We start from the raw sequence: 13,274 nt of genomic DNA on the forward strand, positions 1-13,274 counted from the left end.
CGGTGCCGAACTGAGGTAGAGATGGCGACCATCGGCGGTTTCAAAGTAATCCGAACTATTGGGCCGGTTGGGATCGAAGGCCTGCTCGATCCAGCCGGCACACAGCTGATCGCGTTCGGTGCCATTGCCCAGCCATTGCTGGGACAGGGTGTTCTCCAGCACCACCCGGCCATCGCTGCGGCGCAGCACGCACAGCGCTACCGGGGCGATCTGGATCACGTCGCGGCTGAAGGCTTCGCTTTCGACCAGGGCCTGGATCCGGTCCAGCGCCGGAGCGATCAGGCGCACTTCGACCCAGTGGGTCAAGAAGCCGATCAGGGTCATGCCGAACAGGCTGATGAGCAAGGCCGCAAGCAATTGCGGCCAAAGACTCTTGAGCAGATTGTGCAGGTCGAAGGAGTACACCAGTTGCCAGTCCGATGATCCCAGTTGCTTGCGGATCACCAGGTGGTCGGGCCACCAGCGGCCGCCGAGAAAACCGAAGAAACTGCCGCCCTTGACCTGCTGCACGTCTTCGCTCAGTTGTGCGCTGGGGGTGCTGCTGAAAATCAGCCCGCCCTGGGAGTTGAACATCATGAAATCCCCGGCGCTCTGGTCACTGAGGGCGGCGGAGACATTCTTGCCGTCCATCTCCAGGCCCAGCCAGCCAGAGTTGGCGAAGCGTTCGTCAAGGCGAGTGAAGATGTACAACTGGGCAGCGCTCGAGGAGTGGTCCATCAGCCACAACTCTTCACCCAGCGGGACTTCGGAAAACTTCAGGGAGGCCAGCTTGGCCTGCAGCGGTTTAGGCAGAGATGCCGCTTCGGGCTGGGTGCTGAACAGGCGTTGCACCTGAGGCTGCTCGCCGTCGTGGACATAGAGCAGGTTCAGCTGCTTGTTCCTCAGGTAGTCGCGCATGCGCTGGGTGAGCCAGACCCCCCATTGGTTTTCTCCGGGGCCCCCCAGTTGCAAGTGGATTTCCTCAGCCGAGTCGGCATTGGGCTCATAGGTCTCGTTTTGCAGGGATTTGTGTACGGCGGACAGGCTCAGGCTTTCCAGCAGGGCTTCGCGGCTGGTGAAGAACGTCTGGGCTTCGGCAATGGCGCTGCTCATGTAGCTGCGTCGTTGTGACAGTTCATTGCTGATGCTCGAGCGCATGAAGTTGTAAACGGCGCCCAGCAAGCCGATCAAAAGAATCAGCGCCACGACACGAAGCAGCCGACGGGCTGCTTCAGGAGTGGAAAAAAGGGGATTGATCTGATGCAGGTAGCTTTTTAATCTCATGCGCCAACTGTAATTGGGGGGCATGCCAAGTAGGGATCAGACAATTCTTAAATAACTGGGTACAAAGTAGTTTTATGGTCCTTATCGGAAACTTAGTTGTTTGTCTGAAAGAGCAGATTTCCTCTCGGTCATCTTCCTGCGACTAGTCTTTTGTAACTTTTCCAGGGCTTGAAAGTTTCTCATTCCGCTATAGCGGTTTCAGACCATCTCCAGGCGCTGTTTACACCGGGGTGGAGTAAATACTTGATCCAGGGCTTGCAGATCCTCGGGTTCCAGTTGCAGCTCGCCGGCCTGGGCATTGAGCCGCAGGTGCGCCGGGCGCACTGCCTTGGGAATCACCAGCACCTGGTCCTGGCGCAGCAACCAGGCCAGGGCCACCTGGGCCGGGGTAACCCCGTGGTTCCGGGCAATGTGCTGCAACACCGGCTCAACCAGCAGGGCGCCGCCCTGGCCGATCGGGCAATAGGCCATAAGCGGCATCCGCCGCTGCTGGCAGGTGGGCAACAAGTCGAACTCGATACCCCGCGACTCCAGGTTGTACAGCACCTGATTGGTGGCGCAGGCCGGCGAATCAAGTTCCTCCAGGTCAGCCACGTCGAAGTTGGAGACTCCCCAGCGGCGAATCTTGCCGGCTTCCCGCAGCCGCTCGAAGGCCTCGATGGTTTCCGCCAGTGGATATTGTCCGCGCCAGTGCAGCAGGTACAGGTCGATGACCTCGGTACCCAGTCGTTGCAGACTGCGTTCGCAGGCCAGGGGCAAGCCTTTGCGACTGGCATTGTGGGGATACACCTTGCTCACCAGGAACACCTGGTCACGGCGGCCGGCAATGGCCTGGCCGACCACTTCCTCGGCGCCGCCTTCGCCATACATTTCCGCGGTGTCGATCAGGGTCATGCCCAGGTCGATACCGGTACGCAGTGCAGCGATTTCCTGGTCCCGCTGCCGGCGATCCTCGCCCATCCGCCACGTGCCCTGGCCAATGACCGGAACCTGTGTGTCCGCGAGTTTCAGCGTGCGCATGGCTACCTCCTGGTGTCTGTCACGAGTTGACTGTGGAGGCACAGGGAAACAAAGCCGCCGGCAACGGTCAAGGGCGCGCCGATGCACTCGAGCGCTGAAAATCAGGGAAAAGGGCAGAGAGCTCATATTCTCAAAAGGAATAAAATACTAATTATTTATTCCTTTGAAGGCTTTGGCCAAAGGTGCATGTTTGTCACCAGCCGCTCAATTTCAGAGTCCGGTGCCAGCAGAGGATTTTTCAGCATGACCATTCAAGCGATCAACGTACGCAACCAGTTCAAAGGCGTGATCAAGGAGATCCACGAAGGCCAGGTGGTTTCGGAAATCGACGTGCAGACCGCTTCGGGCATCGTCACCTCGGTGATCACCACCCGCTCGGTGCGCGACCTGGAACTGAAGATCGGCAGCGAAGTGATCGCCTTCGTGAAATCCACCGAAGTGTCCATCGCCAAGCTCTGAGCCGCGCACCTCGGACGTCGTCAATTCACAGGGGAGTGAAACATGCCGCACTCGCTGGATATCACCGCGTTACCCGTACTCGACCTGAGCCAGCTGGAGGGGCGCCCGGAGCAGCGCCAGGCCTTTCTCCAGAGCCTGCGCCAGGCGGCGCGGGATGTCGGGTTCTTCTACCTCACCGGGCACGGCATCGACACTGGCCTGCTGCGTCGGGTGCAGGATCAGGCCCGGGCCTTCTTTGCCTTGCCCGACGCCGACAAGGCGGCGGTGGGCATGATCCATTCAGCGCATTTTCGCGGCTATAACCGAGCGGCCTCGGAGATCACCCGGGGCCAGCCGGACCTGCGCGAGCAGTTCGACCTGGGGGCCGAGCGCGAGGCCTTGCCCCTGGATCCGCAAAGCCCGCCCTGGGCTCGCCTGCAAGGGCCCAACCAGTGGCCGGCCCAGTTGCCGCAGCTCAAGCCCCTGTTGCTGGAATGGCAACAGGCAATGACCCGCATGTCCCTGCGCCTGCTGCGAGGTTTTGCCCAGGCCCTGTCATTGCCGGAGCACGCCTTCGATCCCTTGTACGGCGAACGGCCCAATGAACACATCAAGCTGATCCGCTATCCCGGCCGCGCTCCGGGGCAGAGCAACCAGGGCGTGGGCGCCCACAAGGACTCCGGATTCCTCAGCTTTCTGCTGCAGGACCAGCAGGCCGGCCTGCAGGTGGAAGTGCAAGAGGGCCGCTGGATCGACGCGCTCCCCAGGGACAACACCCTGGTGGTGAACATCGGCGAGCTGCTGGAGCTGGCCACCCACGGCTACCTGCGGGCCACGGTGCATCGGGTACTCTCGCCACCGGCGGATCGCGATCGCTTGTCCATTGCCTTTTTCCTCGGCGCCCAACTGGACGCCCGAGTGCCGCTGTATCCCTTGCCCGCAGCGCTGTTGCAGGAAGCCCGGGGCCCGGCCAGCGATCCGGACAATCCATTGTTTCGTGAGGTGGGCTGGAACTACCTCAAGGGTCGCCTGCGCTCCCACCCCGACGTCGCCCAGCGCTTCTACCCCGATGCCCTGGTACCCAAGGCCCTGAGTGCCTGATCCCCGATTCGCCGACCCAAGGACATAGCCATGTTGAAGAAGAACCTGTTTGCCCTGGCGCTGCTGGCCGGCCTGGGTCAGCTCTTGCCGGCCGTCGCTGCGCAGCCATTGCGGGTCGCGGCAGACCCGGTGCCCCACGCGCAGATCCTCGCGTATGTGCAGAAGCTCGATCCGCAACTGGCGTTGCAGATCATCGAGATTCCCAACGGCGTGAACTCCAATGAGTTGCTGGCCCACGGTGACGTGGACGCCAACTACTTCCAGCACCTGCCTTATCTCAAGTCTCAGGAACAGGCCCTGGGCCAGCCGTTCGCGGTGGCCGCCAGCGTGCACATCGAACCCCTGGGCATCTACTCCCAGCGGCACAAGAGCTTCGATCAGGTGCCACAGGGCGGCACAGTGGCGGTGCCCAACAATGTCACCAACCTCAGCCGCGCCCTGTACCTGTTGCAGAGCTACCAACTGATCCGCCTCAAGCCCGGCTTCAGTGATCCGGCTCGTGACCAGGCCACCCCCAAGGACATCGCCGACAACCCCAGGCAGTTGAAGATCCTGGAAATCGAATCGCCGCAGATTCCCCGGGCCCTGGAAGATGTCGACCTGGCGGTGATCAACGGCAATTACGCCCTGGAAGCGGGCCTGGTGCCGGCCAAGGATGCCCTGGGCCTGGAGAAGGCCGAACACAATCCCTACGCCAATATCCTGGTCACCACCCCCAAACTGCAGGACGACCCGCGCATCCGGCAGTTGGCCAGGGACCTCAATTCTCCTGAAGTGGCCAAGTACATAACCGAGACGTACGCGGGCTCGGTAATCCCGGTTGCGGATCGCCAGCCATGATCCAGGTGGAGCAGGTCAGCAAGGTCTATGGCGCGGGCCAGCCACCGGCCCTGGATCGGGTGTCCCTGGCGGTACCCGACGGCGCGGTCTACGGCATTCTCGGCCGTAGCGGTGCCGGCAAGTCGACCCTGCTGCGCTGCCTGAACCTGCTGGAGCGCCCCAGCAGCGGGCGCATCCTGATCGATGGCCAGGACCTCGGCACGCTGTCCGAAGGCCAGCTGCGCAGGCAGCGCCAGGGCATCGGCATGATCTTCCAGGGCTTCAACCTGCTGCATTCACGCACGGTGCAGGACAACGTCGCAGTGCCTCTGGAAATTGCCGGCCTGGGCAGGCCGCAGCGTCAGGCCCGGGTCCTGGAACTGCTGGAGCTGGTGGGGTTGAGCGACAAGGCCCAGGCCTTTCCCTCCCAACTCTCCGGTGGCCAGAAGCAGCGGGTAGGGATTGCCCGAGCCCTGGCCGCGGGCCCGCGTTATCTGCTGTCGGATGAAGCCACCAGCGCCCTGGACCCGGAAACCACCGCCTCGATCCTGCAACTGCTGACGCGAATCAACCGCGAACTGGGGCTGACCATCGTGCTGATCACCCACGAGCTGGAGGTGGTCAAATCCATCTGCAGCCATGCCGCTTCCCTGGCCCAGGGGCGGCTGCTGGAGTGTGGTCCGATTGGCCAATTGCTCGCGGACCCGCAATCGGCCCTGGGCCGCGCCTTGCTGCCGGGCTACAACCTGCCGTTCAACGGCAACCAGCCCGAGGCCGAGCTGACGTTCTTCGATAACCAGCGTGCCGCGCCGCTGCTTGCGCAACTGAGTCGCCAGCAAGCGTTGGAGCTCAAGGTGCTGGCCGGCGGTGTCGAGTCGGTGGGCGGCCGGCGGGTAGGGCGCCTGCGCATCGCTGCCGCCGGTGCCGACGTCGGAAAATTCCAGCAACTGCTGACGGCCCTGGCCCAGCGAGGCATCCGGAGTGAACGCCTGTGAATCGCAGTATTGATTGGCAGGAACTGGCGCAACTGCTGATAAACGCCACCGGCGAAACCCTGTACATGGTGCTCCTGGCCTCGTTGTTCACGGTGTTGATCGGCCTGCCTCTGGGCGTGCTGCTGTTCGTCAGCCGCAAGGGCGGCCTGTCCCCGATGCCACGGCTCAATCGCCTGCTGGGGGCCCTGGTCAACCTGGGGCGCTCCTTGCCCTTTGTGGTGCTGCTGATCGCCTTGATTCCCCTGACCCGGTTGGTGGTGGGCACCACCCTGGGCAGCACTGCCGCGGTGGTGCCCATCACCATCGGCGCCTTTCCATTTTTCGCGCGGATCGTCGAGAACGCGCTGGATGAAGTGGACAAGGGCCGGATCGAAGCGATCCTGGCCATGGGCGGGCATATCGGCCATGTGATCTTCAAGGCGCTGCTGCCGGAAGCCTTGCCGGCACTGCTGGCGGGGCTGACCCTGACCCTGGTGATGCTGATCGGCTTTTCCTCCATGGCCGGGGTCATCGGCGGCGGAGGCCTGGGCGACCTGGCGATCCGCTACGGCTATCAGCGTTTCAACAACCAGATCATGGTGGCCACGGTGCTGGTCCTGGTGTTGCTGGTGCAGGGAGTACAGAGCTGCGGCGACAGGCTGGTGCGCTCCCTGGCGCACCGCCGCTGAGTCCTCAAGTCACGGGCGGCCTGGGGCCGGGCAGTTGCTGCCAGCACTCGGCCAGCCAGTCGCTCAGGGCGCTGACCCGCTCCGGGACGAAGCGACTGTGCAGACGCAGCAGGTTCACCGGTAGCGCGGGTAATTGCCATTGCGGCAGCAACCGGCGCAATTCGCCCCGTTGCAACGCTTCGTCGAGCAACCAGTCCGGCCCGGCATGCAGGCCGGCCCCAGCCAGCAATGCGGCCCGTATGGCGCCGACGTTATTCAGATAGAAACTGCCATTGAGCTCGACGTTCTCCACCTGGCCCTGGCGGGTCAGTGTCAGTTGGCTCGGGCTGTGTTCGGTCATCCAGGAATAGATCAGCGCCCGATGGGCCGGCAGGTCCCCGGGATGTTGCGGCGTGCCGTGGGTCTGCAGGTAGCCGGGGCTGGCATACAGTCCATGGGACAACGCTCCCAGGGGACGGGCCACCAGGGACGAAGCGGGCAGGTGGCCGACGCGCAATGCCAGGTCGATGCCCTCGGCCATCAGATCCAGGGCCCGGTCGCACAGCAGCAGATCGAGGACGATGTGCGGGTGGCGCTGCTGAAAGGCCGCCAGCCAGGTGGCCACATGGCGCTCCCCGAGGGCCACCGGGGCACTGACCCGCAGCCGCCCGGACAATGTCGTCTGCTGTTGATCGAGGCCGGCCAGCAGGGCATCCATTTCCTCGATCAGCGGCCGCATCTGCTCATAAGCCCGGGTGCCGACCGGGGTCAGGCTGATCTTGCGGGTACTGCGATTGAGCAATTGGCTGTTGAGTCGCCGCTCCAGGGCGGTGAGCTGACGGCTGACGGAGGAGGGTTCCAGGTGCAGGTCCTCGGCGGCCAGCGTCAGGCTGCCACGCTCCACCACCCGGAAGAATATTCGCCAAGCGGCGTTGTCTTGATTTTTGCGCATGGCGCAATTTGCTTTTGATGTTGCGGACATGTCAATGCGTAAAGTGCAGCAATAGCATCGCAGTCCCTGTTATCCGGAATCCCTGCCATGTCCTCGATCCCCCCCGTCATATCTTCTGCCGATCGTTACTGGGTGCTGTTCGCCGTGTGTGCGGCGGGTTTGATCCTGCCCCTGGAGTACACCGGTCCGGCCATGGCGCTGCCGGCCATCGAGCGCGCCCTGGGGGGCAGCCCGCTGGCCCTGGCCTGGGTCATCAACGCCTTCGCCCTGAGCTTTGGCAGCGTGGTGATGGTGGCCGGAACCCTGGCCGACCGTTATGGGCGCAAACGCATCTTTACCCTGGGCATGGCCAGCTTCACCCTGTTCTCGCTGGTGATCGGCTTCTCGCCCAATGTGCTGGTGCTGGACCTGTTGCGCGGCCTGCAGGGCATCGCCGCCGCCCTGGCCATGTCCGCCGGTGCGGCGTCCCTGGCCCAGGTGTTCGAAGGGCGGGCGCGGACCCAGGCCTTCAGTCTGCTGGGCAGCGCCTTTGGCCTGGGGCTGGCTTCGGGGCCAGTGATCGCCGGGGCCCTGGTACAAGGTCTGGGCTGGTGGGCGATCTTTCTCCTCGGGGCGCTGATCGGCATCGCGGTACTGATCCTTGGTGTACCGCGCATGCAGGAAAGCCGCGACCCACAGGCCGGCAGCCTGGACAAGCTCGGCAGCCTGACATTCAGCGCCTTCCTGGTGTTTCTCACCTTTGCCATCATGCAGATTCCCCAACACGGCCTGGGCAGCTTCGAGGTCGGGGGCCTGCTGGCCGGCGCGGTTCTCTGGTTGGGGGCCTTCATCCGGGTGGAGCAACGGCAGCGGCGACCGATGCTGGATCTGCGGCTGTTCGGCTATTGGCGCTTTGTCGGCATTCAGCTCCTGCCGGTGGCCACGGCCACCTGCTTTATCGTGCTGTTGATCATCCTGCCGCTACGCCTGATCGGTGCCGAGGGCCTGAGTGAATGGCAGGCCGGGGTGCTGATGATTGCCCTGTCGGCACCGATGGCCATAGTGCCCTTCAGTGCGGCGCTGCTGACGCGCTGGGTCAGCGCCGGCGCCCTTGCATGCCTGGGCCTGCTCATTGCCGCCGGCGGTCTGCTCTGGCTCAGTCAGGTGCCGGTGGGGCAGGCCGGGATGTCGATGGTCTGGCCGCTGCTGGTGATCGGCATCGGCACGGGCCTGCCCTGGGGGCTTATGGACGATCTGGCCATCAGTCAGGTACCGGTGGAGCGGGCCGGCATGGCCACCGGCATCTTCACCACCATGCGCGCTTGTGGCGAAGCCATCTGCGTGGCGGGGGGGCTGGCCTTGCTCAAGGCATTCCTGTGGCGCGAAATGGCCGATGGCGCCACGCTGGAAGCCATTGACGGCGGCCGCCTGGAGAGCGCCGCCAACGCCATGGTCATGGGCGATATGTCCGGCGTCCAGTCCCTCGCCCTGGGGCTGCCGAGGATGGAGCAACTCTACGGCAATGCCTTCGCCAGCCTGTTGCAGGTCCTGGCGGGCATCACCTTGCTTGCCGCGGTGTTCAGTGCCCTGGTACTGCGTCGGCCCCGGGCGGCGGACTGCCCGGTAGTGCCCTGAAGCCTGAATCAGCGCCCTTCATGCTGCTTGCGATAGGCCCCTGGTTGCAGGCCCACGGCCTTGGTGAAGGCCCGGGTGAATGCGGCGATGGACTGATAGCCCACGGCCGCGCCCACTTGCTCCACGGTCTGGTTGGCCTTGAGCAACTGGCAGGCGTGGCGCATGCGCAGGGCCAGCAGCACCTGCCCCGGGGACTGCCCGGCCAGTTCATTGAAACGCTTGAAGAATGCCGAACGCGACAGCCCGGTCAGGGCCGCCATGCTTTCCAGGGGCCAGGGCTGGCCGGGTTGCTGGATCAACTGCTCCAGCAGCGGGGCAAACCCCGGGTGCCGGGCCAGGGCCACCAGGCCGCCGAGGTCCTGGTTGTCGTTGACCTGCTGGCGCAGCACATAGAGGAACAGCAGGTGGCTGAGACGCTCCAGCAAGGCCGAGGACGGCGCCGGGGGGCGCTGGCACTCGTCGAGAATCAGTTGGAACAGTGCACGGGCGGCGCTGAGGGACGGATCGCCGGCCCGCAGGATCAACCAGCCCGGCAGGCCGTCGATGATCAGCGAAGACAATCCCGACTTGAAATGGAAGAAGCCGCAGACCAGGCCCACGCCATCCTGGGCACTGGAATCCAGGGCCGTCATGGCCATGCGCGGCAGTTGTTGCGCCACCGCGGACTGCTGGGCGCTGGACAGTCGATAGCCCAGGTCCTGGAGTAGAAACACCGCATCCCCGGCGTCCAGGCGCAGGGCCTCGGGCACGCCATCGATGTGCAGCCAGCAATGACCCTGGACGATCAGGTGGAAACTGGCCCGGGCCAGCCCCTGGGTGCTGGCGTGCCAGCCACCGCAGTAGCGCCCGACATGAAACAGGCTGGCGTCCAGTTCCAGGCCTTCTAATAACCAATCAACCAAGGGGCTTGATGAAATCATCTAAGGGAAACACTCAGGAGCAAGTAATCGCTACTTTAGAATATGGATAGGAATTCTTATAACCAACAGACTTGACGCACACCTACACAGCAGGAGTCCACTCCATGTCCCGCGTCACTCTACACACCTTGCACAGCGCCCCAGAAGCCGCCCGGCCATTTCTTGAAAATGCCCTGAAGAATTCCGGCTACATCCCCAACCTGCTGGGCATCCTGGCCAACGCCCCGGCGGCCCTGGAAACCTACGTCACGGTCTCGGGCCTCAACGCCAAGGCCGAGCTGAGCCTGGCGGAGCGGGAAGTGGTGCAGTTGGTCGCCGCCACCACCCATGGCTGCGATTTCTGTGTCGCAGGTCATACCGCGGTGGCCCTGAACAAGGCCAAACTTGCGGACCCGGTGGTCAGCGCCCTGCGCGAGCAGAGCACCTTGCCCGAAGCCCGGCTGGAAGCCCTGGCGGCATTTGCCCGGGAAGTGATCGCCACCCGGGGCAAGGTCAGCGACGCCGGCTATGCCCGGTTCAAGGCGGCAGGATACAGCGAAGGCAATGCGCTGGAAGTGATCCTGGGCATCAGCCTGGCCACCCTGTGCAACTTCGCCAACGTGTTCGCCGGCACTGAACTGAACCCCGAGCTGGCCAAGTATCGCTGGTCAGTGCAAGGTCAATGAGCCAGGGCGCCGGCGGTTGCGCGGCGCCCCCCTTCAAGGAGAAAACCACATGCTCGATGCGCAATTGAGTGAATGGCTGGATGCCCAGGCCCAGGCACTCGACCAGGGCCAGTGCGACCCGCAGCAGGTCCTCGCCCGGCTGGCGGGCGCCGAGGTGCTGCGGGTCGGTATCGACCCGGCCCAGGGCGGCAGCGGCGGCGACCTGACCGATGCCCTGGAAGTCATGGCCAGCGTGGCCAGCCATTCCCTGGCGGCGGCTTTTGTCTGCTGGGGCCAGCGAGCCTTTATCGAATACCTGCTGCACAGCCCCAATGCCGGTTTGCGCCAGCGCCTGCTGCCGTCGTTGCTCAGCGGCGAGCTGGCCGGTGCCACCGGGCTGTCCAATGCCATGAAGTTTCTCTCGGGGATCGAGGCCTTGCAGGTCCGGGCCCGGGAACAGGAGCAGGGCTGGAGCCTCAACGGTCGTTTGCACTGGGTCACCAATTTGCGCAAGAGCGGGTTCGTGGTGGCGGCGGCCATCGAGCGCGAGGAGGGCGGCGCGCCGTTCATCCTGGCGATCCCCGATGCCTTGCCCGGGTTGCAGCGCTCCGATGACCTGCAACTGATGGCCCTGCAATCAAGCAACACCGCTGCCCTGGAACTGAACCAGGTGGCGGTGGCCCGTGACTGGCTGCTGCACGAGGATGCCCGGGTGTTCCTGCCGGCGGTGCGCCCGGCCTTTCTCGGCCTGCAATGCGCCCTGGCCATCGGCCTGGCGCGCCGGGCCCTGAGCGAGGTGGAAAAGCACGTCGAGGGCGCCCGTTCGATCCTCCACGAACCCTTGCTGGAACAACGCCAGCACCTGGAACAGACCGTCGGCGAACTCAAGAGCGGTCTGCTCGACGGGCGCTTCCTGAGCCAGCCCGGGGCGCTGTTCCGGGTGCGCATCGCCCTGGCGGAAGCCACCGCCAACGCCGTGCAACTGGAGCTGCAGGCCAGCGGCGGCAAGGCCTACCTCAGCGAGTTCGGCAGCGGCTTTGCCCGGCGCTGGCGGGAGTCGGCCTTTGTGCCCATCGTCACCCCGAGCCTGGTGCAACTGCGCGCCGAACTGCAACGCCAGGCGCGGAATGCGGCAGCATGAGCGGCCTGTTGAACGCACAGGCGATCAGCCTCGGCTACCCCGCGGCGCAAGGCTGGCACACGGTGCTGGAGGATTTCGACCTGCACCTGCAGGCCGGCGAGGTGGTGTCCATTCTCGGCCCCAGCGGGGTCGGCAAGTCCAGCCTGCTGCGGGTCCTGGCCGGCCTGCAGAAGCCCCACTCCGGGCAGGTCAGCCTGTTGGGCGAGCCCCTCGACGGCCCTCATCCGCGGGTCGCGGTGGCATTCCAGGACCCCAGCCTGCTGCCCTGGCTGAACCTGGAGCACAACGTCGCCTTCGGCCTGGATTTTGCCCGCCAGCCGCACCTGAGCCCGCGCCAGCGCAAGGAACGCATCGACCAGGCGATTGCCGCAGTGGGCCTGGAACACGCCCGCCAGCGCTATCCGGCCCAACTGTCCGGTGGCATGGCCCAGCGCACGGCCCTGGCCCGTTGCCTGGCCCGGCAGCCGCAAGTCTTGCTGCTGGACGAACCCTTCGGCGCCCTGGACGAAGTGACCCGGGCCGACATGCAGCAACTGCTGCTCAAGGTGATCGGCCAGCACCGTACCGCGGCGCTGCTGATCACCCACGACATCGACGAAGCCCTGCTGTTGTCCGATCGGGTGCTGCTACTGGGTAACAGCCCGGCGCGCACCCTCGGCCAGTGGCACATCGACCTGCCGGCGCCCCGTGCCGAACGGATCGAGGAACTGGGCGCCCTGCGTATCGAGATTCTCAAAACCCTTCGGCGGGCGAGCCGCAACCCCCTTAATTCCCCATTGCCTGCACCGTCGGAGATTGACCATGTGCCTGGACGACTTCACTCACACGCGTCGTGACTTCCTCAAACTCAGCGCGCTGCTGACCGCCGGCGGCGCCTTGCCGCTGCTCAACAGCCTGCAGGCCCGCGCCGCCCAGGAACCGGACGCGCCGGTGCGCATCGGCTACCTGCCGATCACCGACGCTACGCCCTTGCTGGTGGCCCACAACAACGGCCTGTTCGAGGCCGAGGGCATCAAGGCCGAGCGCCCGGTGCTGCTGCGCAGTTGGGCGCAGGTGATCGAGGCGTTCATTTCCGGGCAGGTCAACGTGATTCACCTGCTGTCGCCGATGACCGTCTGGGCCCGCTACGGCAGCCGGGTGCCGGCCAAGGTGGTGGCCTGGAACCACGTTGGTGGCTCCGGCCTGACCGTGGCCCCGGGCATTACCGAGATCAAGCAACTGGCGGGGCAGTCGGTGGCGATCCCGTTCTGGTACTCGATCCACAACGTGGTGGTGCAGCAACTGTTTCGCGACAACGGCCTGGTGCCGGTGAGCAAGGCCGCCGGCAGCGCCCTGGGCGCCAACGAGGTCAACCTGCTGGTGCTGCCGCCATCGGACATGCCGCCGGCCCTGGCCAGCCAGCGCATTGCCGGCTACATCGTCGCCGAGCCGTTCAATGCCCTGGCCGAGGAACTCAAGGTCGGCCGGGTGCAGCGCTTTACCGGGGACGTCTGGCGCAATCACGCCTGCTGCGTGGTGTTCATGCATGAGCACGACCTGAACAACCGTCCCGAGTGGTCGCAGAAAGTGGTCAACGCCATCGTCAAGGCCCAGCTCTGGACCCGCGACCACCGTGCCGAGGCCGCGCAACTGCTGTCCAAGGACGGCGCCAACCGCTACACGCCCCATGCGCCCCAGGTGCTCAACCGGGTACTGGCGCCGGCGGCCGGCGGCCGTGGGG

Annotated in this window: 13 protein-coding genes and 1 pseudogene; 10 read left to right on the forward strand and 4 right to left on the reverse strand. The window is 64.8% G+C overall.

The window, feature by feature from the left end:
• Positions 1 to 1,263, reverse strand: a pseudogene (locus BLX41_RS36380) (hybrid sensor histidine kinase/response regulator); the annotation flags it as partial.
• 198 nt (positions 1,264 to 1,461) lie between these two features.
• Entirely contained in the window at positions 1,462 to 2,283 is an 822-nt protein-coding gene (locus BLX41_RS26765; protein WP_123727326.1) for an aldo/keto reductase, read from the reverse strand.
• 243 nt (positions 2,284 to 2,526) lie between these two features.
• Between BLX41_RS26765 and BLX41_RS26770 the strand changes: the two genes are divergently transcribed.
• Genes BLX41_RS26770 through BLX41_RS26790 form a run of 5 tightly spaced genes read left to right on the forward strand, consistent with a single transcriptional unit; the run spans position 2,527 to position 6,304 of the window.
• Complete coding sequence (locus BLX41_RS26770) at positions 2,527 to 2,742, forward strand: TOBE domain-containing protein (RefSeq protein ID WP_102865121.1); 216 nt, start codon at positions 2,527 to 2,529, stop codon at positions 2,740 to 2,742.
• Between the two features lie 42 nt (positions 2,743 to 2,784).
• Positions 2,785 to 3,822, forward strand: coding sequence for an isopenicillin N synthase family dioxygenase (locus BLX41_RS26775; protein ID WP_123727327.1), 1,038 nt, complete (start codon positions 2,785 to 2,787; stop codon positions 3,820 to 3,822).
• Positions 3,823 to 3,852: 30 nt separating this feature from the next.
• On the forward strand, positions 3,853 to 4,662 hold the full coding sequence (locus tag BLX41_RS26780; RefSeq protein WP_123727328.1) for a MetQ/NlpA family ABC transporter substrate-binding protein: 810 nt from the start codon (positions 3,853 to 3,855) through the stop codon (positions 4,660 to 4,662).
• Positions 4,659 to 5,636, forward strand: a complete 978-nt coding sequence (locus BLX41_RS26785) for a methionine ABC transporter ATP-binding protein (protein ID WP_123727329.1) — start codon at positions 4,659 to 4,661, stop codon at positions 5,634 to 5,636. The genes BLX41_RS26780 and BLX41_RS26785 overlap by 4 nt, the downstream gene beginning before the upstream one ends.
• Complete coding sequence (locus BLX41_RS26790; protein WP_123727330.1) at positions 5,633 to 6,304, forward strand: methionine ABC transporter permease; 672 nt, start codon at positions 5,633 to 5,635, stop codon at positions 6,302 to 6,304. The genes BLX41_RS26785 and BLX41_RS26790 overlap by 4 nt, the downstream gene beginning before the upstream one ends.
• Before the next feature lie 4 nt (positions 6,305 to 6,308).
• On the opposite strand, the gene BLX41_RS26795 is transcribed toward BLX41_RS26790, so the two are convergent.
• Entirely contained in the window at positions 6,309 to 7,235 is a 927-nt protein-coding gene (locus BLX41_RS26795) for a LysR family transcriptional regulator (RefSeq protein WP_123727331.1), read from the reverse strand.
• Positions 7,236 to 7,322: 87 nt separating this feature from the next.
• Here BLX41_RS26795 and BLX41_RS26800 point away from each other — a divergent pair, with 87 nt between their 5' ends.
• Positions 7,323 to 8,849, forward strand: coding sequence for an MFS transporter (locus tag BLX41_RS26800; RefSeq protein ID WP_123727332.1), 1,527 nt, complete (start codon positions 7,323 to 7,325; stop codon positions 8,847 to 8,849).
• Positions 8,850 to 8,857: 8 nt separating this feature from the next.
• On the opposite strand, the gene BLX41_RS26805 is transcribed toward BLX41_RS26800, so the two are convergent.
• The gene (locus tag BLX41_RS26805) at positions 8,858 to 9,769 is read right to left on the reverse strand and encodes an AraC family transcriptional regulator (RefSeq protein ID WP_123727333.1); all 912 of its coding nucleotides are present in this window, start codon (positions 9,767 to 9,769) and stop codon (positions 8,858 to 8,860) included.
• 104 nt (positions 9,770 to 9,873) lie between these two features.
• Here BLX41_RS26805 and BLX41_RS26810 point away from each other — a divergent pair, with 104 nt between their 5' ends.
• The 4 genes from BLX41_RS26810 to BLX41_RS26825 form a co-directional block, all read left to right on the forward strand.
• Positions 9,874 to 10,434: a carboxymuconolactone decarboxylase family protein gene (locus tag BLX41_RS26810; protein WP_123727334.1), complete on the forward strand. Its 561-nt coding sequence runs from the start codon at positions 9,874 to 9,876 to the stop codon at positions 10,432 to 10,434.
• A gap of 49 nt (positions 10,435 to 10,483) precedes the next feature.
• Complete coding sequence (locus BLX41_RS26815; protein WP_011061470.1) at positions 10,484 to 11,554, forward strand: acyl-CoA dehydrogenase family protein; 1,071 nt, start codon at positions 10,484 to 10,486, stop codon at positions 11,552 to 11,554.
• A complete protein-coding gene (locus BLX41_RS26820) occupies positions 11,551 to 12,390 on the forward strand; it encodes an ABC transporter ATP-binding protein (RefSeq protein WP_123727335.1) in 840 nt (279 codons plus the stop codon). Before BLX41_RS26815 ends, BLX41_RS26820 begins: the two co-directional genes overlap by 4 nt.
• A partial coding sequence (locus BLX41_RS26825; RefSeq protein ID WP_123727336.1) for an ABC transporter substrate-binding protein occupies positions 12,356 to 13,274 on the forward strand: 919 nt, incomplete at its 3' end. The genes BLX41_RS26820 and BLX41_RS26825, both read left to right, overlap by 35 nt.

This window comes from Pseudomonas protegens (assembly GCF_003732485.1).
Classification (GTDB): domain Bacteria; phylum Pseudomonadota; class Gammaproteobacteria; order Pseudomonadales; family Pseudomonadaceae; genus Aquipseudomonas; species Aquipseudomonas protegens_B.